This is a genomic window from Bradyrhizobium sp. UFLA05-125, assembly GCF_059803515.1.
The window spans coordinates 1-19,296 of the sequence record NZ_JBANBJ010000048.1; the positions used below are offsets into that span (position 1 = coordinate 1).

The following is a 19,296-nucleotide window of genomic DNA, read 5'->3' on the forward strand; positions in this document are numbered from 1 at the left end:
GATAACGATATCGTGGAACAATATTATAATCCCACGGAGTCGGCCTGAGCACGGGCGCCGTGACAACAAGCCTCTGCTGTGGCTCACGAACGACCTGGGTCTTTCGCGTCCGGGCGTCAGCGCTGGACGTCCCAAGGTTACACAGCATCAGGGCTGTTCCGAGAGCACACGCGACAGTCATTTTCTTCATGCGTCAGCCTCCTTCCCAGAGAGTGCTAAAGGACTTAAAGCAAAGCCATTGCGTCGCAGTCGGCGAACAAGCGGACGCCACGGAACGCAACTATACATTTTATGGGTACATTGCCTAGAGCGCGATGAGATTGGGCTAAATCGCCATCGCGCTTTAGGTTATTTTTTGAGCATGATCTTTTCGGAAAACCGCTCCGCACTTTTCCGGATCATGCTCTAGAGTGCCGCGAGCACCGCTTTCGCGATGTCCGCGGTGCCGTTGCGGCCGCCGAACTCCATCGGCTTGATACCACCGGCATAGACCTGATCCACGGCGCGCTCAATTTGCTCGCCGGCCTCCGCTGCGCTTTCCACACCGTGCTTGTCGGCAAGCCAGTCGAGCATCATCGCGGCCGAAAGGATCATGCCGGTGGGATTGGCCTTGCCCTGCCCCATGATGTCAGGCGCTGTGCCGTGGCACGGCTGGAACACGGCGTAGCGATCGCCAATGTCGGCCGACGGCGCCATTCCCATGCCGCCGATCAGGCCAGCGGTAAGGTCGGAGAGGATGTCGCCGAACATGTTCTCCATCACCATGACGTCGAAATCCCAGGGTCGCTTCACGAGCATCGCCGAGCAGGCATCGACATAGAGGCGATCCGCCTTCACTGTGGGGTGGTGCTTCGCCGCCTCGTCGAACATGTCGCGGAAGAAGGCAAAGGCCTTGAACACATTCGCCTTGTCGACGCAGGTGAGCGCGCCCGGCTTACCCCGCGACTTGCGCCGCTCGGCCAGACGGAAGGAGAATTCGAACAGACGCTCTGACGTCTTGCGCGTAATGACCAGCGTCTCGCGTGCATCCTCATGCGTGACGATGCCCTTTCCCATCGACGCAAACAGGCCCTCGGTGGACTCGCGGATCACGACGAGATCGATGCCGCGCGCATCGGCACCGACGATCGGGCTCGGCACGCCCGGGATGAGGCGCGCCGGGCGTACGCCGGCATAGAGGTCGAAGTGAAAGCGCAGCTCGACCTGAGGCATGATCTCGGTATTGTCGGGATAGCGCACCGACGGCAGCCCACACGCGCCGAGCAGGATCGCGTCGGCCTCCTCGCACAGCTTGATCGTGGTATCAGGCATCGACTTGCCGGTGGCGAGATAGTTGTTGGCACCCGCCGGCGCCTCGGTGAAGCGGAAGCTCAGGCCCGACTTCTCGCCGACCTTGCGCAGCACCTCCAGCGCCGGCGCCATGACTTCGGGACCGATGCCGTCACCGGCGAGCACGGCAATGTGGAACGCGTTATTTGCAGACATGGGATTCCTCAGCGAAAAGAAGAGAGACTCGTCATTGCGAGGAGCGGAGCGACGAAGCAATCCAGGCTGTCTCCGCGGATGGATTTCTGGATTGCTTCGCTTCGCTCGCAATGACGAAGGATGAGCATTCGCTACGGTGTCAACACCGTGCGTCCAACCACCGAACCCTGCTGCAATTGCACGAGCGCGTCGTTGGCCTTGTTGAGCGGCAGTGGCGTCACGGGGATCGGCGGCACTTGCTTTGATCGAACGAGGTCGAGCAATTCCTGCGTCTCGCGCAAATTGCCGACATAGCTGCCCTGGATCGTCACTGCCTTGATCGGGATCAGCGGCAGCGCCCAGGTGGCGCCGCCACCGAACAGGCCGACGATGACGAGCTTACCGCCCTTGGTCAGGCAGTCGAAGCCGAGCTGCGTGGTCGCGGCGTTGCCGACGAGATCGATCACCGCGCGGATCGGACCGCCCGCCTTCCTGGCAAGCTGTTCCAGCGCATCCGGCGCCTTGGGATCGACGGTGGCGAGCGCGCCGGCCTTTTCGGCCGCCTCGCGCTTCTTCGCATCGATATCGACCATGATCGCGCCCTTGCCGCCCATGGCCTTGAGCAGCGACAGCGCCATCAGGCCGAGGCCGCCGGCACCGAACATCACGATCGGCGTGTCGAAATGCTGCTCGACCTTTTTCAGCGCGCTGTAGGTGGTGACGCCCGAGCACGCGTAGGGCGCGGTGGTCGCGGGATCGAGCCCCCTGAGATTGAGAAGGTAGCGCGGATGCGGCACCAGCATGTGATCGGCATAACCGCCGTCGCAATAGACGCCGAGCGAGCGCGGCGTCAGGCACATGTTCTCGTCGCCGGAATGGCACGTCGCGCATTTTCCACAGCCGATCCAGGGATAGACGAGACCAACATCGCCCTTGTTCAGGCCACCCTGATCGGACGGTTTCACGTCGGGACCAAAGGCCAGGATCTCTCCGACCGTCTCATGTCCCATCGTCAAGGGCAGCGCGATGCCACGGTCCTTCAACGAGAGCGGCTTGCGGCCATGGCCGAGATCATAGCCGCCTTCCCAGATGTGCAGGTCGCTATGGCAGACGCCGGCCGCCTTCACCTTGATCAGCACCTGCGTGCCCGAGGGCTGCGGCGTCGGCTCGTCGAACTCCTTCAGCGGCGCTTTGAAATCGGCGACCTTGAAGCTCTTCATGGCGTCTCTCCCGCTCAATTCTCGTTTTCAAGCGCAACCTTGCCACGTCCGGCGGAGCAAAACAAACGACGCTGTCTTAGGTCACGTCAGCGGATGATGGCAAGCCGCGAGCTGGCCCGGCGCGACCTCGCGCAGCTCAGGCATCTCCGCTGCGCATCGCTGATCCGCGCGCGGACAGCGGGTGCGGAAGCGGCAGCCCGACGGCGGCGCGATCGGCGATGGCGGCTCACCCGTGGCGACACTTTCCGCTGGCCGCACGTCGGGATCGGGGACCGGAATCGCCTCGAGCAGCAGTGCCGTGTAGGGATGCGCGGGCTTTGCGAACAATTGCTCTGATGGTCCGACCTCGCAGAGGCGTCCGAGATACATCACGGCGACCCGGTCGCTGACGGCTTTGACCACCGCCAGATCGTGCGCGATGAACAGCAGCGTGAGGCCGAATCGCGCCTTCATCTCCTCCAGCAGATTGAGGATCTGCGCGCGGATCGAGACGTCGAGCGCCGAGACCGGTTCGTCGCAGACGATGAATTCGGGATTGAGCACCAGCGAGCGCGCAATCGAGATGCGCTGGCACTGGCCGCCGGAGAATTCATGCGGCAGGCGGCCGACCACCAGATCGGGATCGAGGCCGACCGCGCCCAGGACCTCGTGGACGAGCTGCCTGCGCCGCTTCGCATCCTTGATGCCGGCGATGATCAGGGGCTCTGCGACGATGTCGCCAATGCGCCGGCGCGGATTGAGTGAGGCGATCGGATCCTGGAAGATGAGCTGGACGCGGCGCCGCATCCTGCGCAGCGGCTCGCCCTGCATGGCCGTCAGGTCCTCGCCGTCGAACAGCACGCGACCGGACTCGGCGCGGCGCAGTTGCAGCACCGCGCGCCCCAGCGTCGACTTGCCGCAGCCGGACTCGCCGACCAGCCCCAGCGTCTCGCCGCGCGCGACCTCGAGGCTGACGCCGGAGACCGCGTGCACGATCTTGTTGCCGAGGCCATATTCGACGACCAGATTGTCCACTCTCAGCAGCGGCTCGTCGGACTGCGCGCGGGCGGCGATCTGCATCATGCGTCGAGACCTTCGGCCATCTGGAGCGGATGGAAGCAGGCGTAGAGATGTTCGGGCATTTCGGCGCCTGTCAGTTCCGGCTTCGCCTGATGGCAGCGGCCGGCGGCATAGCGGCAGCGCGGCGCGAAGGAGCAGCCTTGCAAGGGCCGGGTCGGATCTGGCGGACGGCCGGAGATCGCCGGCAGCGGTGTGTGCGGCGCGGTGTCGAGCTTCGGGATCGCGGCCAGCAGCGCCTCGGTGTAGGGCATGTGCATCCGCTTGAAGAGCGCAGGCGTCGGTGCGCGTTCGACCACCCTGCCGGCATACATCACCGCAACCTCGTCAGCACGGCCGGCGACCACGCCCAGATCATGGGTGATCAGGATCATCGCCATGTGGCGGCGGTGCTGCTCGCGCGCCAGGAGATCGAGGATCTGCGCCTGGATGGTCACGTCCAGCGCCGTTGTCGGCTCGTCCGCGATCAGGAGTTTTGGCTCGCAGGACAGCGCGATGGCAATCGCGATGCGCTGGCGCATGCCACCGGAGCATTGATGCGGATATTGCGCGAGCCGCTGTTCCGGCGCCGGGATGCCGACGGCCGCAAGCAGCTCGATGCTGCGCCTTCGCGCAGCCGGCGTGTCGAGCTCGAGGTGCTCCTGGATCGTCTCCATCAGTTGCGTGCCGATAGTCAGCACGGGATTGAGCGAGGTCATCGGATCCTGAAACACGACCGCAAGATCGCGCCCGCGCAGCCGCCGCAAGCTCTCCTTATCGAGCCGCACCAGATCCTGGCCGTCGAACATCACGCGTCCGGTGAGCTTCGCCTTCTTCGGCAGGAGCTGAAGGATAGCGCGCGACAGCATGGTCTTGCCGCAGCCGGACTCGCCGACGATGCCGAGCGTGCGGCCCGCCTCCAGCGCAAGATCCACATGATCCACCGCACGCAGATTGCCGCGTGGCGTCGGCAGCTCGACCGCGACGTCCTCGATCGACAATAGCGGCACGCTCACAGCGCCCCCTGACGCGGGTCGGTGAGTGCCCGCAAGGTGTCGCCAACCAGATTGAAGGCCAGCACGGTGAGGAACAGCGCGGTCGCCGGCAGGAAGGCGAGCCGTGGCGCGATGTCGAGGCTCTCGCGCCCCTCCCCGATCATGCTGCCCCAGCTCGCCATCGGCGGCGGCACGCCTAATCCCAGGAACGACAACGCACCCTCGACCACGATGGTCACGGCGACTGCGAGCAGGAAGAACGCGAGCAGCGGCAGGATGACGTTAGGCAACAGCTCCCGCAGCAGGATGCGCGCATGCGTGGCGCCGAGCGCCTCGGCCGCGATCACGAATTCGCGTCGCGCCAGCGTCAGCGTGGACGCACGCGCCACCCGCATGAAGGCGGGGATTCCGAGCACACCCAGGATGAAGGTGAGATTGGGAATCGACTGGCCGAGATAGGCAGTCACTGCGAGCGCGAAGACCAGCGGCGGAAAGGCGAGCAGGACGTCCATGCTGCCGACCACCAGCGTCTCGAAGCGGCCGCGGAAGTAACCGGCAAGCAGGCCGAGCGCGCCGCCGACGCTCAGGCCGATCATCGGCGCAAACAACCCGACCGTCAGCGAGACGCGCGCGCCGAAGACCAGACGCGCAAGCTCATCACGGCCCAGGCCATCGGTGCCGAACCAGTGCTCGGCCGAGAACGCGGCTCTGCGCTCCAGCATGTCCATATCGGTCGGGCTCTGCAGCGGCAGCAGCGGGGCCAGGATCGCAAGCGCAAAGACCAGGGCAAGCCAGGCGATCGCCAGCCAGAACAACAGGCCGAGCCGCCGCCGGCGCCGCTTGGGCTCCGACCCCGCCTCCTCCCGAAGCGAGAGCTCAAGCGTGGCCATGGCGGATCCTGGGATCGAGGACGGCATAGAGCATGTCGACGATGAAGTTTACGATGACGAAGCCGGATGCGACGAGCAGCACCACACCCTGGAGTATGATGAGGTCCCGAGTGTAGATCGCGCCGACCAACAGCCGGCCGAGGCCCGGCAGCGCAAAGATCGATTCCACGATCAGCGTGCCGCCGATCAGCCGCCCGATATTGATGCCGGTCACGGTCACCAGCGTCAGCGACGAGGGCTTTAGCGCATGCACGAAAAGGATGCGCGACGGCGTCAGGCCCTTGGCCTTGGCTAGCGCGATGTAGTCCTCCTGCAAGGTGGCGATCATGTCCGAGCGCAGCACGCGCATGATGCCCGGCCATTCCGCGAGCGCCAGCGTCAGCGCCGGCAGGACGAAGAAGCGCAGATTGGCGACCGGATCCTCAGTGAACGGCACGTAACCGGTCGCCGGCAGCCAGTGCAGCTCCACCGCGAACAGGTAGATCAGGAGGATCGCCGACAGGAACGACGGCAACGACAGCATCGCGAATGCGCCGCCGGTCATGAAGCGATCGAACGGGCCGCCGGCGCGCGCCGCGCAGACAATGGCAAGCGGTACACCGATCAACAGTCCCAGAAATTCGGCGAGCAGCATCAACTCGATCGAGACCGGCACCCGTTCGGCGACCGCCTGGAGCACCGTCTGCCCGGTGCGGAAGGAGCGGCCAAGATCGCCCTGGAGCACGTGGCCGAGCCAGCTCAGGTATCGCCACCATAGCGGCTGATCGAGCCCCATGTCGTGGCGAAGTGCTGCGACCTTCTCCGGCGTCGCCTGGTCACCAAGGATGACGTAGGCGAGATCGCCGGGCAGAAGCGACGCGATCAGGAAGGTGAGCAGCGAGACGGCAGCCAGCACCGGCAGGATATGAATGAGCCGCCGAATGACGAAGGCGAGCATCTGCGCTCAGTCCAGCCAGGTGTCGGAAACGTCGACCACGCCATTATAGATTTTCGGAAAGCCTTTCAGCTTTGCGCTCGAGAGCGCGTAGTAGGTGTTCTGGAAGGTCCAGAACCAGATCGCCTCCTTGTTGATCAGGCGGCTGATCGCGCAATAGTCCTCGATGCGCTTGTCGGTATCGGCGGTGACACGCGCATGGTCGAGCAGCCGGTCGAGCTCCGGATCGGCAAAGCTGGCGAGCGCGAGCGGGCTGCCGCTGCGGAAGTTCGCGTACATCTGCGGATCGGGATCGGCGAGATCGACGATGCGCCAGGGTGTCACCTGGAACTGACGCATGAAGGCGCGCGGCGGGATCGTGGCCTGGTCGACCTGCTCGATCTCCATGTTGGCGCCGATCCGCTTCCAGAACTGCTGGAGCACCTGGCCGATCACGCGGCCGCGCGGCGTCGCCGTGACCAGCACCTTGAAGTCGACGGGCTTGCCGTAGTCCTTGAGCAGCGCCTTGGCCTTTTCGACGTCGAACGGCAGCGCACCGTCGTCCTTGCACTTGACCCAGGAGCCGTCGCCATAGGGGTTGGTCGCGGGCCGGCTCAGGCCATTGCTGATCGCCTGCGACATCTTCGGCCGGTCGATCGCCATCACCAGCGCCTGCCGCACGCGGACATCGTCGAAGGGAGCGACCTTGGTGTTGAAGGCGTAGACCTGCGCGCCCGAGCCCTTGTAGGTGTGCACGGTCAACTTGGGGTCCTTCTGCGCCTTCATGATGTTGTCGGCGTCGTTCTCGTCATCCCAGATGATGTCGGCTTCGCCCGATTGCAGCGAGGCGAACCGCGACTGCGCATCCGGCAGCGGCTTCAGGATGATGCGATCGAGATAGGGATGGCCCTTGTTCCAATAGTCGGGGTTCTTCTCCAGCACCATGCGGTCGCCCGCGGTCCATGATTTCAGGATGTAGGGACCGGTGCCGACCGGATTGCGGTTGTAGTCGTCGCCCTTGGCCTTCCAGGCGGTCGGCGAATGCACGACGTTGTTCTGGCTCTGGATGGTGATCGTCGCCGGCAGATTCACCGAAGGATCGGTCAGATTGTAGACGATGGTGTATTCGTCGGGCGCCAGCACCTCCTTGACGTTGGTGATGTAGAAGGCGCAGCGGCACTTGTTGGCGGGATCCTTCTGCCGGTCGAAGTTTTCCTTGAAGGCCTGCGCATTGAACGGCGTGCCGTCGTGGAATTTCACGCCTTGGCGCAGTTTGAAGGTCCAGCTCTTGTAGTCGTCGGAATGGGTCCAGGACACTGCCAGCTTGGGCGCGGCCTCGCCCTTGTCGTCGAGCGTGGTCAGCGTGTCGAAGATCGCCGCCGCAGCCGTGAAGGTCGAGCTGTCGTAGACACCGACCTTGAGCGGGTCGAAGCCGGGAATGTCGAGCTCCTGGCCGACCGTGATGCTGCCGCCGGATTTTTGCGCGTGCGCTGGCCGCAGCAGCGGAACAATGGCGAATGCCGTGACAAGAAAAATCGGCGCGAGCCTGCGCACCGCGGCAACTGCGTTCGTCATTGTTCCCTCCCGAGGACTGCGTCCGATGTTTCGGATCGCTCGTGACGTCAGGCGAGATTGGCGAGAATCGCTGCGCTCGGCAAGAGGAACGCGCGCAGGATGCCACGACGCAGATCTCACTTGACCGAAGCGCACGAGCGCGGCCTTCGCTCAGGTTTTGCCTGACGGAATTAACTCTTCGCGCGAGAGACCCCCTCGAGCCAAGCGTCCGTGTGCTCGCCCAGCGCAGCCATCGTCATGCCAGGCGTCGTGTCGGCCTGCGACATGCGGTTGGAACGAGCCACCCTCGTCGTTCATGTCCGACAGCGCCTGACGATGCGCGAGTTGCGGATCGCGCAACGCCTCGGCGACGGTGCGATAGGCCGACGCTGGCACGCCCTCGTACCGGCGGGCGCGTCCGCATCGTCTCCCCGCCCTCGGTCTCGATCTTGATGACCTCGGCGCCCATGTCGACGAGCATCCGCGCGCAACGGGGACCGGCATTGGTGGTCGAAAAATCCAGCACCCCGCAGGCCGGCAAAAGCCTTTGTCGTCGTCCCCTCACGCTTGTCTGCTACTTGCATCCCCGGAGTGCTCTGAGGAACCCCGCGCGTTCTTGCTTGTTGAAGCGCCGACCCTAGATGGCGGCGGCCGATAGGAAAGTCTTTACCCGAACGGCAGCTTCCAGGGACGGGCTTGGAATTCCCGAGGGCAACTGGACCCGATCTTGCATAGCAGCAAACGGGCTCGGAAGAGGGCGGCTGTTCTTGAGGGTCTTATTCGTCACGACAGAGATGGACGATTTTGTCCGCGTCGGCGGACTCGGCGCCGTTTCTGCTGCCCTCCCGCGAGCGCTCCGCCCCTTCGCCGATATTCGGATCATGCTGCCCGGCTATCGCGACATCATCGAACAACTCACGCATATTCAGATCGTTGGCCGCTGTCCGGCGCTCGCGGAGATGCCGGCCTGCACACTCGGCAGGGCCGCGACGCGCGACGGCCTGCCGGTCTATGTGCTGCTCTGCTCGCAGCTCTACGACCGCCCCGGCAATCCCTATGGCGACGAAAGTGGGCGCGACTGGCCTGACAACGACATCCGTTTTGCGCGCTTGGCGTCGGCAGCCGCTGAGCTCGCGACGGGCAACCTGGACAAGAATTGGGCAGCAGACCTGATCCATGCCAATGATTGGCAGGCCTCGCTCGTGCCGGCCTACCTCGCCTGGCGCGGCTCGAAGCTACCGTCGATCCTGACCATCCACAACCTCGCCTATCAGGGCCTCTTCCCCAAAGACGCGCTGCGGCGGATCGGCGCACCCGAGAGCTCCTTCCACATCGACGGTGTCGAGTTCTACGATCAATTGTCCTTCCTGAAGGCCGGCCTCGTCTACGCCTCGCACCTGACCACCGTCAGCGCGACCTATGCGCGCGAGATCACCACGCCGGAATTCGGCTGCGGCCTCGAGGGCCTGTTGCGCGCCCGCGCCGAGGCAGCCGAGCTCACCGGCATCCTGAACGGGATCGACGAGAGCTGGGACCCCCGCTATTGCGCGCAGCTCGCCCAGCAATTCGGCGCCGGCGACTGGGCTGGCAAGCGGGCCAACGCGGACTATGTGCGCAAGCAGTTCGGGCTCGCGGTGTCGCGCGGACCGATGTTCGGCATCGTCGCCCGGCTGGTGCATCAAAAGGGCATCGACCTCGTGCTGTCGGCGGCCGACGAGATCATCGATGCCGGCGGGCAGATCGTCGTCACCGGCTCCGGCGAGCCGGCGCTCGAGCAGGCGCTGATCAACGCCCATCGCAGGCGGCCAGATGCGATCGGCGTCGCCATCGGCTTCAACGACGCGCAGGCGCGGCGCATCTTCGCCGGCAGCGATTTCACCCTGATGCCGTCGCGCTTCGAGCCCTGCGGGCTCAGCCAGATGTATGCCCAGCGCTTCGGCTCGCTGCCGATCGGCCACCAGACCGGCGGCCTTGCGGAAACCATCACCGACGGCGAGACTGGCTTCCTGTTCGCGCAGCCATCCTATGAATCCTTCCTCGGCGGCGTTCGCCGGGCCTTCACGACCTTCATGGCCCAGGAGCGCCTCGACTCCATGCGCCGCACCGCCATGTCGCGGTCGTTCAGCTGGAATATTTCCGCCGCCTGTTACAGCGCGCTGTATCGCAAGATCGCGTCGGCGTGAGGCGGCTTCGCCTGTCACGACGGGTCATCCGATCGAAGATCGTCCGATCCAGGCCCTGTTGAGACATCGCGTCATCCAGCCGGGCTGAGGCATGCCGCGCAGTCGTGCTCGCGCTTCCTGATACGGACCGACATAGCGCAGGCGGGCGGGCAGCCGGGGGTAGATGCGTCGTATCCACTTGAGCGCGCGGTCCGCCGCCCTGTCGTCGGCTTCGTCACAAGCCAACCCAAAACCCGCGCCCAGTCGCTCGGGCAGCATCCGGGCCGTCAGCGCCTGGTACCATTTGGGCGGCCGCAACCACTGTCGTCCGACGCCCCCGAGAATTTGTCCGGCCACCTCGCGCGCCGCGGTGCCAACGGTCAAAACCTCCGAGTGGGTCATGGCTTCAGTGTAGGCGAGAAAGGATTGCCAATCCGCCGGCAGGTCACCCGGGGTCAGTCCGAACATCGCTGCGAAAAGCCGGCATTCGGCCCAGTATCGCTCGCGCTCGTCGGCCGAGAACGGCGGCAAGACGAGATCGTGCGCCATGACCGCGCTCTCGACGAGCGTGGCGTGAACCCAACGCAGCGCCGCGACTTCATTGGCGCAGTAGTGCGAATTCGCTTCAAACGACCCGATGGCATCCGGCAAGCGGCCGACGATCGCGGCGTGGCGCCGATGCAGCTTGCGGGAAGCCGTCAGCGCCTGATCGAGCGAGCCGAATACCATCGTAAACATGACGTCGAAGGTTCGATGGAAGCGACCGATCGGGTCAGCGAGCGTTTTGGAGTGCTCGGCGATGGCGGCAGCGACCCACGGGTGCGCCAGTTGAAGCAGCAGCGCACGGCCGGCGCCGAGAAAAATCACGGCCTCCCGGTCAATTCGCCAGGTCAGTGAGGCCGGCCCAAAAATGCCCGCCGTCGATCCAGCCGCCTTGCTCCTGATATGATCGAGCGAAGACTCCAGGTCCTTCTCGGAAATCACTTTGCAACATCCGCTTGGGGCCAATTGCGAAGATCACGCGGATGAGCCGAAGAGACTCCGCCGCGCTACTCCGCCGCGACAGGCAGGATATCAGGATTATCGTGCAACACCACGCCCGAGAGCGGATCGAACTCGCCGATCCACGGCGCGCGCGCCAGCACCGATCGCGTATGGAGATAACCTGCGTCCCAGCGCCGCATGATGCCGGACGGGCTGAAGTCGATGTCCTTGGTGTGGGTCTCGCGGTCGAGCTGCGGCGCGAGCAGCCGCACCACATGCATCCGCGTCGGACAGCCATAGCTCGTCAGCGCGCGCACCGTAGGATCGCTGCGCTCGCTCTCAGGCAACCGCGCGGCGAGCTGGTTGATGACGTGGCGCAACCGGTGCGCCTGCTGCTGCCGCGCGATGTGGCTTGCGATCCGGCTGGAATATTGCACGTCCTTGTGACGGTTCAGCACCTCCGCCATCGTGGTCGGCTCGCCACCGACCGGATTCCACAGATGCACGGCGAAGATCAGCGAGTCCTTGCGCGGATTGTCGTCGAATACGGCTTCCGTCGGCGTATTCGAGAGGATGCCGCCATCCCAATAGAGCTCGCCATCGATGCGCACGGCCGGAAAGGCCGGCGGCAGCGCGCCCGAGGCCATGACGTGCCTCACCGTCAGGTCGCCGTCGCGGCTGTCGAAATAGCGCATCCGGCTGGTGCGGACGTGTGCGGCGCCGACCGTGAGACGCGGCGTGCAGCGGTTGATCAGGCTAAAATCGACGAGCTCGGAAAGCGTTTTCTCCAGCGGCGCGGTCGAGTAGAAGCCGGCATGATCGGCGCCCAGCGGAAAGGAGTCGCCGGCATGCGCCAGCGGATTGGGTCGGAAGAAGCCGGGTATGCCGTTGGTGATAGTCGACCAATAGGCGAGCTTCTCGTTGAAGCCGGGAAATGCGGTGCGCAGATTCCAGACCGGATTTTGCTCCATCCGCATCCAGAACTCCTTCAGCCGCGACAACCGATGTTGCGGCGCATTACCAGCAATGAGGCTGGCGTTGATTGCACCGATCGAGGTGCCGATGATCCAGTCCGGCTCGATGCCGGCCTCGTGCAGCGCCTGGTAGACGCCGGCCTGGTAGGAGCCAAGCGCGCCGCCGCCCTGGAGTACGAGCACGACCTGACCCGGCAGGTCTCTCGACTTGATGTGCTGCGTCATATCTTGCATGTGTCCGTCTCCCATCGCGCGGCACCGCTCGAATATTCGCAAGCTCAGCGCGATTGTTACGCCATGCTCTTTTGACCAATTGCCGAACACAACGGAAATGCCGGTTGGCTTCCGAAACCATACGTGCGCGCTATCGTGGGCGGGATGTCATTCCCCACCCTGATCGGCTAGATTCGCCTCGATCTTGCCGGGGAGCCGATCCATGGAGATGCACCAGGTCCGCTATTTTCTCGCGGTGGCCCAGCTTTTGAATTTCACGCGCGCGGCCGAGGAGTGCAACGTGACGCAGCCATCGCTGACCCGCGCGATCAAGCAGCTCGAAGCCGAGCTCGGCGGTGACCTGTTTCGGCGCGAACGGCCGGCGGCACAATTGACCGAGCTCGGCCAGCGCATGCATCCGCTGCTCAAGCAGTGCTACGAGGCCGCGGCCGGCGCGCGCTCGCTCGCCTCATCCTTCAGGAGCGGCGAGATCGGCGCGCTACGCATCGCGCTGACGCATTCGATCGATCTCGCCCTGCTCATCCCGCATCTCAACCAGATCAAGCGGCAGTTCAATCGGCTCGAATTCCGCTTCCTGCGCGGCTCGAGCCGCGAGGTCGGCGAGTTCCTCAAGAAGGGCGAGGCCGAGCTCGGCATCGCCGCCGAGATCGACGAAGCCTGGGGGCGGCTCGACGTCTGGCCGCTGTTCACCGAGAATTTCGAGCTCGTCATCGGCAAGGGCCATCCGCTCGCCGAGCTCAGCACGATCGAATTCGACGATCTGCGCTCCGAGCAGCTGCTCAGCCGAAGCTACTGCGAGCACGCAACGCGTATCTCGGCAAGCCTGCGCGAGCACGGCATCGACGTCGATCACAGCCACGAGGTTTCGAGCGAGCGCGACCTGATCGAGCTGGTCGAGGCCGATATCGGCGTCGCCATGGTGCCGCACACCTCGCCGCTGCCGGAGAGCCTCAGGCGCACGTCGGTAGCAGGGCTTGATGCCCGCCGCACCGTCAACCTCTACGGCGTCGCCGGCCGCCAGCGCACCGCCGTCGCCTCCGCCGTCATGCGCATGCTGCGCGGCGCGGACTGGCGGGAGATTGCGGGGTAGAGAATGAATCTCGCGCTCTTACGCTCTTGGCTCGCTGCGCAGCGGCGAGACGGGTAAGTTCTCTCTCCGCGCGTGATCATCTTGCATCTGAACTCGCTCACGCAGCGGGCCGCAAGTTTTTTGCGGCCCTGTGCTTTCCCACCAGTCGGTTACGCAGGCGCCTGCTGCTCGCCCTCGGCCGGTGGCGGCTCGGCTACGGGCTCGCCCGGGGCCTCGAGCGGTTCCGAAGAGACGGCGGTCTTCTGCTCGGGCGTAGCCTCGACGGCCGGGCTGGGCGTCGGCTCTGCGGTTGGCTCCGCGCTCGGGGTGGCCTGATCAGGTTCGTCTGGTGCCATGGGTATTTACCTCCCTTGGTAGGTGAGCTTTGTTGGACAGTGTTGTGGATTTGGACTTCTCGATTAGTGACGCGCCACCCAACGGGTGGCGCCGGAGTGGTCGCGTGCCCACGGGAGCAGGCAAGTCCTCGCGTATCAGTTGAAGCACAATGCGACCCTGCCCGCATTATCGTACGTTTAGCCGCGCTGCGATTTTCGGGGCTCAACGTGAATGCGCCTGTCCCACGTGCATCGAACTCGTCGAAATCTACTTCTCCCTGCTCGCGCTTTCCAACGCCTCAAGCAGATCGTCGATCTCCATGCGCTTGCGGAAGTCGGGATCGACGAAGCGCGCCTTGACGATGCCGTCGCGACCGACGACGAAGACCGCGGGGATCGGCAGGATCCAGCCGTCGTTGCCGTGGAACTTGGCCATGTCCTGATAGGAAAGGAGCCGCTGAATCTCGACCCCGAGCCAGATCGCCAGGTTGAGCGAGAGCGCGTAGCCATTGTCGAGGTCGGTGAGCACCGGGAACGGCGCGCCGGACTCGGCCTTGAACTTCTCCGAATATTCCTGCGTCTCCGGCATGATTGCGACGATCTGGGCGCCCATCGTCTTGATACGATCATGCGCCTCGGTCACCGCGCGCACATTCAGCCGGCAGTAGGGACACCAATGGCCGCGGAAGAACATGACGGCCGCTGGGCCACGCGCCAGCAGCGAAGGCAGCGCGATCAGCTCGCCGTTCTCGTCGGGCAGCATGAACGGCGGCATTGCGTCGCCCGGGCGCGGTGCGTTTTCGCCGCCGCCGTTTTCGGCGAGCCGCGCGACCAGGCGATCGACCGCCGTGCCATAGGCCGGAAAGATCTCGCGACCGGCATCGGCATAGGCCCGTAGCTGCTCGTTGAGCGTGCCATCCATGTCGCGGCAACGCTGGAAGGCGAGCCTGAGCTGTTCGGCATCGGCTGGTGAGAGGGACATCATTTTCCGCTCCGGCGTCATGGGTCGAATACTAGGTTCGTCGCGGCGCCGCCCGCAAGGGCCGGTCACGCGAACGCGGGTCAGTGCACATCGAACGCCGGACCGCGCGAAGGCGGAAATGCCGATGCCCAATCGGTTCGATAGCCGCCGCCTATCGATAGCGCGGGGCTATCGCGTCGAGAGCGAGATGGCATTTCATCGGAGACCTCCCTTCGACCAGGCTGACCCCACAGCCGGCCATCAACGAGGCCGCGGCCAACAGAGGAGAAGTTCCATGTTCAAGCATCCAATCCTGTCGCGCGCAGTGTGGGCGGGCCTTGCTCTCATCGGCGCTGTCGCGGCACAACCGGCGTTCGCCGGCGAATGTCCGGCCGACAAGATCAAGCCGAATGCACGCCAGATGGTCGACTACAAGCCGGTCGGCGTCACCGACGTCACGCTTGGCTCCATCGACCTCGAAAAGCAGCCCGCCAACATCAGGGAGCGCGAGCTGCGCTTCCGAAAGTTGACGATCGAGCCCGGCGGCATCGTGCCGTGGCACAGCCATGACGACCGCCCCGCCCTGATCTTCGTGCAGCAGGGCGAGATCGTCGAATACGCCTCCAACTGTATCGATCCGATCGTGCACAAGGCAGGCGATCTCCGCCCGGAGGTCTACGGCACCTCGCATTGGTGGAAGAACCTCGGCAAGGAGACCGTCATTCTCTACGTCGGCGACGTCCGCAAGGATCCGCGCGACCACAATATGTAAAGCAGCCTTGTTGCAGCCATCGCCTCGTCATTCCGGGGGCGGCTCGAAGAGCCGAACCCGGAATCTCGAGAATCCCCGAAGCGCAATTGCGCTCGGAGGTCCGGTCCTTACGCACCATCCCGGAATGACACCGACCGTTTTAGGGCATCGCATCATGACCGCTCTGTCCGCACGCATGAAGCCGCTTGCAATGGAGATGAGCCGGCATTCGCCGGGCACGCTCCTCCGCTCCATCATCATCGGTCTGACCGCTTTCCTCACCGTGGTCGACCTGTTTGCCACCCAGGCGATCCTTCCTTCATTGACACGGCATTACGGCGTGACACCGGCAGCCATGGGTTTTGCCGTCAATGCGAGTACCTTCGGCATGGCAATCGCCAGCCTCGTTGTCGGCTTCTTCAGCCCGCACATCGATCGACGGCTTGGCATTCTGCTGAGCCTGACCTTGCTCGCCTTCCCCACCAGTCTGCTCGCGTGGGCGCCCAACCTCGCGATCTTCACCGGCTTGCGCGTCATCCAGGGCCTCTGCATGGCCTCCGCATTCGCGCTGACGCTCGCCTATCTCGGCGAGCAGTGCAGCGCGATGGATGCGGGCGGTGCGTTCGCCGCGTACATCACGGTCAATGTCGCCAGCAATCTGATCGGCCGACTTATCGCGGCCGCAATTGCCGACAGTCTCGGTCTGGCCTGGAACTTCTACTTCTTTGCTGCACTTAATCTCGCGGGCGCCGTGCTCGTCTATTTCACCATCCAGCGCGCCCGGCCGATGCAAACGATGACGCCGGCGGCGTCTCCATTCGACGCGATGTCGGCACATTGGCGCAGTCCGCGGCTGCGCGCCGCCTTCGGTCTCGGCTTCTGCATCCTGTTCGCCTTCATCGGCACCTTCACCTTCGTCAACTTCGTGCTGGTGCTGCCCCCGCTATCGCTCGGAATGATGGAACTCGGCCTCGTCTACCTGGTCTTCCTGCCCTCGGTCTTCACCACCCTTCTCGCCGGACGCGCCGTAGCACGCATCGGAACGCGACCGACGATCTGGGCGGCGCTCGGCGTTGCCGCGCTCGGTCTGCCCCTGACACTGACTGCAAATCTGGTCAACGTGCTCGCCGGCATGGTGCTGGTTGGCGTCGGCACCTTCTTCGCGCAGGCCGCCGCGACCGGCTACGTCGGACAGGCGGCCACCGAGAACCGCGGCGTCGCCAGTGGAACGTATCTGGCCTGCTATTTCAGTGGCGGTCTCATCGGCACCGCGCTGCTTGGTCGGCTGTTCGATGCCTATGGGTGGATGGCCTGCGTCACCGGCGTCGGAACGGCCCTGGCTGCTGCGGCACTGCTGACGTTTGCGCTCCGAAGCGACGCCTAGCGCTTCACCTGCGCCAAATCAGGCCGCGGCTCCTGCGGCGGATCGTCATCGGCGATGGCGCGCCAGGCCGCCCCGTCGAGATCGTCATACTGCCCGCTCTTCAGCGACCACAGGAAGGCGACGAGGCCGGCAAGCCCGAGCCCCAGCGCCAGAGGAACGAGGATGATCAGGACTTCCATGATATGTTCCCCCGCGAGGCGCTGCGCGCGCGCAGCGCGTTCAGCATGACCAGGATCGACGATCCGCTCATTGCGGCCGCCGCGATCAACGGCGTCACGACGCCGCTGATGGCAATCGGCACCGCCAGGATGTTGTAGCCGATCGCAAGCCAGAGATTTTGCCGCATCAGGTGCAACGCCTTGCGGGCATCATCGACGGCCGTCACGACCGGCGTCAGCGGCTTGCCGAGGAAAACGAGGTCCGCGGTCGCCTGGCTGAGATGCGCGGCCGAGATCGGCGACATCGAGACGTGGGCCGCAGCAAGCGATGGCGCATCGTTCATGCCGTCGCCGACCATCAGCACGCGTGTGCCGCGCCGCTTCAGCTCCTCGATCCGCGCGATCTTGTCGGCCGGTGTGACACCAGCCCGCCACTCGGGAATGCCAAGCGCATCTGCCGCTGCCCTTACCGCTGGCTCGCGGTCGCCGGAGAGGATCTCGATGCCGACATTGCGCGCCTTCAGCGCCGAGATCACCGTGACCGCATCCGGGCGCAGGGCCTGCCGCACCGTGAAGATGAACTTCTCCGCCCCCCTGTTGAAGGCGACGATGGACGCTTCCGGGTCGAGATCGGCGCTGCTCTTCATGAGTTCTTCGGCACCGCAGAAGGACGGCCGGCCAAGGCGGATCTCGATGCCGTCGACGCTCGCGCGCACGCCCTGCCCGGCCTCCTCGACCGCGCCTACGATCGGAGATTTTGCACCGGCAGCCTGCGCCACCGCGGTCGCGACGGGATGATGGCTCGACAGCGCGAGCTGCCCGGCAAGCGCCAGGATATCGGCAGGGATCGCCGCCGCATTGACCACGTCGAGATCCGGCAGCGTCAGCGTGCCGGTCTTGTCGAAGATAATGTGATCGGCCTCCGCCAACCGCTCGATCGCGTCACCGGCGTTGAGCAGCACGCCGGATTTGAACATCGCGCCCGAGGCCACCGTCTGCACCGTCGGGATCGCAAGTCCGAGCGCGCAAGGACAGGTGATGATCAGCACGGCGACGCCGGTGACGATCGCATCATGCCAGCCTGCCCCAGCCAACACCCAGCCGAGGATGGTGAGGAGCGCGGTGGCATGCACCACCGGCGCGTAGAGACGCGAAGCCCGATCGGCGAGCCGCCGATAGCGCGAGCGCGCTTGAAGCGCGTTGTCGAGCAGGCGGGTGATCTCCGCAAGCAACGTCGCCTCCGACGCCGCCGAGACGCGAACCCGCAACGTGCCGGAGATGTTCATCGAGCCGGCGTAGACCGGCGTGCCCTTGTCAGCCGTGACATAGAGCGTCTCGCCGGTGATCAGACTCTGATCGATCTCCGAGCGGCCCTCGATCACGGTGCCGTCGACGGCGCAGCGTTCGCCGGGCCGCAGCAGCACGATGTCGCCCGGATCGATTGCGGCGACCGGCACCTGCGAGATCTCGTCGGGGCCGACGAACTTTGCCACGGTCTCGGCCTTCAGCGCCGCCAGATTTCCGGCGACCGCACGCGTCCGCCGTCGCATGTTCTGGTCGAGGACGCGCCCGACCAGGAGGAACGTCAGCAGCATGATCGCGGCATCGAAATAGGCGTGCTCGGCGTGGTGGATGGTCTCGACCACGGACATGCCGAGCGCGAGGGTCACCCCGATCGAGATCGGAACGTCCATGTTGGTGGTCTTCGCCGACAGCGCGCGCCAGGCCGAGCGGAAGAACGGCTGGCCGGCATAGGCCGCGGCCGGGAGCGCAATCAGCGCCGACAGCCAGTGGAAGAAATCGCGCTGCTCGGGCAGCATGTCGCTGACATTGCCGGACCACACCGGGATCGACAGCATCATCACGTTCATGGTGGCGAAGGCTGCAACGCCGAGGCAGCGCAGCAGGAAGCGCGACTCGGCGACCTCGATCGCCTCCGCGCTTGCCGTCTCGTAAGGATAGGCCTTGTAGCCGAGCTCCTCGAGCCGATCGATGAAGCGCGCGGGATCGAGCGTGCCCTCCTTCCATTCCAGCGCGACGCGGCGGTCGGTGAGATTTACCCGCGCCAGCGTCACGTCGGGAATGGCGGAGAGACCGCGCTCGATCTTCGCCATGCAGCCGGCGCAGTGCACGCCCTCGACGGCGAGATCCATGTGCCGGAGCCCGTCACCCGCGGCACGAACATAATGGGAGAAGTCGCGCGAGACCTGCAT

The 19,296-nt window shown here is 64.9% G+C and carries 17 protein-coding genes and 1 pseudogene; 4 read left to right on the forward strand and 14 right to left on the reverse strand.

Annotated elements, in window-relative coordinates:
- Window positions 1–405: 405 nt before the first annotated feature.
- The 8 genes and pseudogenes from SO156_RS31265 to SO156_RS31300 form a co-directional block, all read right to left on the reverse strand.
- The gene (locus tag SO156_RS31265; protein WP_498537454.1) at window positions 406–1,485 is read right to left on the reverse strand and encodes an isocitrate/isopropylmalate dehydrogenase family protein; all 1,080 of its coding nucleotides are present in this window, start codon (window positions 1,483–1,485) and stop codon (window positions 406–408) included.
- 131 nt (window positions 1,486–1,616) lie between these two features.
- Complete coding sequence (locus SO156_RS31270; protein ID WP_498537455.1) at window positions 1,617–2,684, reverse strand: alcohol dehydrogenase; 1,068 nt, start codon at window positions 2,682–2,684, stop codon at window positions 1,617–1,619.
- An 81-nt stretch (window positions 2,685–2,765) separates the two neighbouring features.
- On the reverse strand, window positions 2,766–3,746 hold the full coding sequence (locus SO156_RS31275; protein WP_458144441.1) for an ABC transporter ATP-binding protein: 981 nt from the start codon (window positions 3,744–3,746) through the stop codon (window positions 2,766–2,768).
- Window positions 3,743–4,735, reverse strand: coding sequence for an ABC transporter ATP-binding protein (locus SO156_RS31280; RefSeq protein ID WP_498537456.1), 993 nt, complete (start codon window positions 4,733–4,735; stop codon window positions 3,743–3,745). Before SO156_RS31280 ends, SO156_RS31275 begins: the two co-directional genes overlap by 4 nt.
- A complete protein-coding gene (locus SO156_RS31285) occupies window positions 4,732–5,604 on the reverse strand; it encodes an ABC transporter permease (RefSeq protein ID WP_498537457.1) in 873 nt (290 codons plus the stop codon). The genes SO156_RS31280 and SO156_RS31285 overlap by 4 nt, the downstream gene beginning before the upstream one ends.
- Window positions 5,591–6,541 (reverse strand): ABC transporter permease, encoded by a 951-nt coding sequence (locus tag SO156_RS31290; protein WP_458144444.1) that lies wholly within the window; start codon window positions 6,539–6,541, stop codon window positions 5,591–5,593. The genes SO156_RS31285 and SO156_RS31290 overlap by 14 nt, the downstream gene beginning before the upstream one ends.
- 6 nt (window positions 6,542–6,547) lie before the next feature.
- Window positions 6,548–8,092, reverse strand: coding sequence for an ABC transporter substrate-binding protein (locus SO156_RS31295; protein ID WP_498537458.1), 1,545 nt, complete (start codon window positions 8,090–8,092; stop codon window positions 6,548–6,550).
- 379 nt (window positions 8,093–8,471) lie between these two features.
- A pseudogene (locus tag SO156_RS31300) lies at window positions 8,472–8,655 on the reverse strand (CoA transferase); the annotation flags it as partial.
- Between the two features lie 183 nt (window positions 8,656–8,838).
- On the opposite strand from SO156_RS31300, the gene glgA reads away from it, so the two are divergent.
- Entirely contained in the window at window positions 8,839–10,254 is a 1,416-nt protein-coding gene (gene glgA, locus SO156_RS31305; RefSeq protein ID WP_458144446.1) for a glycogen synthase GlgA, read from the forward strand.
- Between the two features lie 24 nt (window positions 10,255–10,278).
- Here the strand turns inward: glgA and SO156_RS31310 are convergent, their stop codons facing one another.
- Window positions 10,279–11,217 carry an oxygenase MpaB family protein gene (locus tag SO156_RS31310; RefSeq protein WP_458144447.1) on the reverse strand — a complete coding sequence of 313 codons (939 nt, stop codon included), beginning with the start codon at window positions 11,215–11,217 and terminating at the stop codon, window positions 10,279–10,281.
- Between the two features lie 65 nt (window positions 11,218–11,282).
- Entirely contained in the window at window positions 11,283–12,425 is a 1,143-nt protein-coding gene (locus SO156_RS31315; RefSeq protein WP_498537459.1) for a patatin-like phospholipase family protein, read from the reverse strand.
- Window positions 12,426–12,627: 202 nt separating this feature from the next.
- Here SO156_RS31315 and SO156_RS31320 point away from each other — a divergent pair, with 202 nt between their 5' ends.
- Window positions 12,628–13,515, forward strand: coding sequence for a LysR family transcriptional regulator (locus SO156_RS31320; RefSeq protein ID WP_498537460.1), 888 nt, complete (start codon window positions 12,628–12,630; stop codon window positions 13,513–13,515).
- 149 nt (window positions 13,516–13,664) lie between these two features.
- On the opposite strand, the gene SO156_RS31325 is transcribed toward SO156_RS31320, so the two are convergent.
- Window positions 13,665–13,850 carry a hypothetical protein gene (locus SO156_RS31325; protein WP_458144450.1) on the reverse strand — a complete coding sequence of 62 codons (186 nt, stop codon included), beginning with the start codon at window positions 13,848–13,850 and terminating at the stop codon, window positions 13,665–13,667.
- Between the two features lie 247 nt (window positions 13,851–14,097).
- Window positions 14,098–14,814 (reverse strand): peroxiredoxin-like family protein, encoded by a 717-nt coding sequence (locus tag SO156_RS31330; protein WP_498537461.1) that lies wholly within the window; start codon window positions 14,812–14,814, stop codon window positions 14,098–14,100.
- Between the two features lie 271 nt (window positions 14,815–15,085).
- Here SO156_RS31330 and SO156_RS31335 point away from each other — a divergent pair, with 271 nt between their 5' ends.
- Both SO156_RS31335 and SO156_RS31340 read left to right on the forward strand, forming a co-directional pair.
- Window positions 15,086–15,562: a cupin domain-containing protein gene (locus SO156_RS31335; RefSeq protein ID WP_498537462.1), complete on the forward strand. Its 477-nt coding sequence runs from the start codon at window positions 15,086–15,088 to the stop codon at window positions 15,560–15,562.
- Between the two features lie 154 nt (window positions 15,563–15,716).
- A complete protein-coding gene (locus tag SO156_RS31340; protein WP_498537463.1) occupies window positions 15,717–16,925 on the forward strand; it encodes an MFS transporter in 1,209 nt (402 codons plus the stop codon).
- Here the strand turns inward: SO156_RS31340 and ccoS are convergent.
- Together ccoS and SO156_RS31350 are read right to left on the reverse strand one after the other, a co-directional pair.
- A complete protein-coding gene (gene ccoS / locus SO156_RS31345; RefSeq protein WP_498537464.1) occupies window positions 16,922–17,104 on the reverse strand; it encodes a cbb3-type cytochrome oxidase assembly protein CcoS in 183 nt (60 codons plus the stop codon). The two genes, SO156_RS31340 and ccoS, sit on opposite strands and share 4 nt — an antisense overlap.
- Window positions 17,092–19,296, reverse strand: a complete 2,205-nt coding sequence (locus tag SO156_RS31350; protein WP_498537465.1) for a cation-translocating P-type ATPase — start codon at window positions 19,294–19,296, stop codon at window positions 17,092–17,094. The genes ccoS and SO156_RS31350 overlap by 13 nt, the downstream gene beginning before the upstream one ends.

What these genes read in the sequence shown, in the direction of transcription:
- SO156_RS31265 (WP_498537454.1), bottom strand. Translation starts at nt 1,485, where the DNA reads ATGTCTGCAAATAACGCGTTCCACATTGCCGTGCTCGCCGGTGACGGC.
- SO156_RS31270 (WP_498537455.1), bottom strand. Translation starts at nt 2,684, where the DNA reads ATGAAGAGCTTCAAGGTCGCCGATTTCAAAGCGCCGCTGAAGGAGTTC.
- SO156_RS31275 (WP_458144441.1), bottom strand. Translation starts at nt 3,746, where the DNA reads ATGATGCAGATCGCCGCCCGCGCGCAGTCCGACGAGCCGCTGCTGAGA.
- SO156_RS31285 (WP_498537457.1), bottom strand. Translation starts at nt 5,604, where the DNA reads ATGGCCACGCTTGAGCTCTCGCTTCGGGAGGAGGCGGGGTCGGAGCCC.
- SO156_RS31290 (WP_458144444.1), bottom strand. Translation starts at nt 6,541, where the DNA reads ATGCTCGCCTTCGTCATTCGGCGGCTCATTCATATCCTGCCGGTGCTG.
- SO156_RS31295 (WP_498537458.1), bottom strand. Translation starts at nt 8,092, where the DNA reads ATGACGAACGCAGTTGCCGCGGTGCGCAGGCTCGCGCCGATTTTTCTT.
- SO156_RS31315 (WP_498537459.1), bottom strand. Translation starts at nt 12,425, where the DNA reads ATGCAAGATATGACGCAGCACATCAAGTCGAGAGACCTGCCGGGTCAG.
- SO156_RS31320 (WP_498537460.1), top strand. Translation starts at nt 12,628, where the DNA reads ATGGAGATGCACCAGGTCCGCTATTTTCTCGCGGTGGCCCAGCTTTTG.
- SO156_RS31325 (WP_458144450.1), bottom strand. Translation starts at nt 13,850, where the DNA reads ATGGCACCAGACGAACCTGATCAGGCCACCCCGAGCGCGGAGCCAACC.
- SO156_RS31330 (WP_498537461.1), bottom strand. Translation starts at nt 14,814, where the DNA reads ATGATGTCCCTCTCACCAGCCGATGCCGAACAGCTCAGGCTCGCCTTC.
- SO156_RS31335 (WP_498537462.1), top strand. Translation starts at nt 15,086, where the DNA reads ATGTTCAAGCATCCAATCCTGTCGCGCGCAGTGTGGGCGGGCCTTGCT.
- SO156_RS31340 (WP_498537463.1), top strand. Translation starts at nt 15,717, where the DNA reads ATGACCGCTCTGTCCGCACGCATGAAGCCGCTTGCAATGGAGATGAGC.
- ccoS (WP_498537464.1), bottom strand. Translation starts at nt 17,104, where the DNA reads ATGGAAGTCCTGATCATCCTCGTTCCTCTGGCGCTGGGGCTCGGGCTT.
- SO156_RS31350 (WP_498537465.1), bottom strand. Translation starts at nt 19,296, where the DNA reads ATGCAGGTCTCGCGCGACTTCTCCCATTATGTTCGTGCCGCGGGTGAC.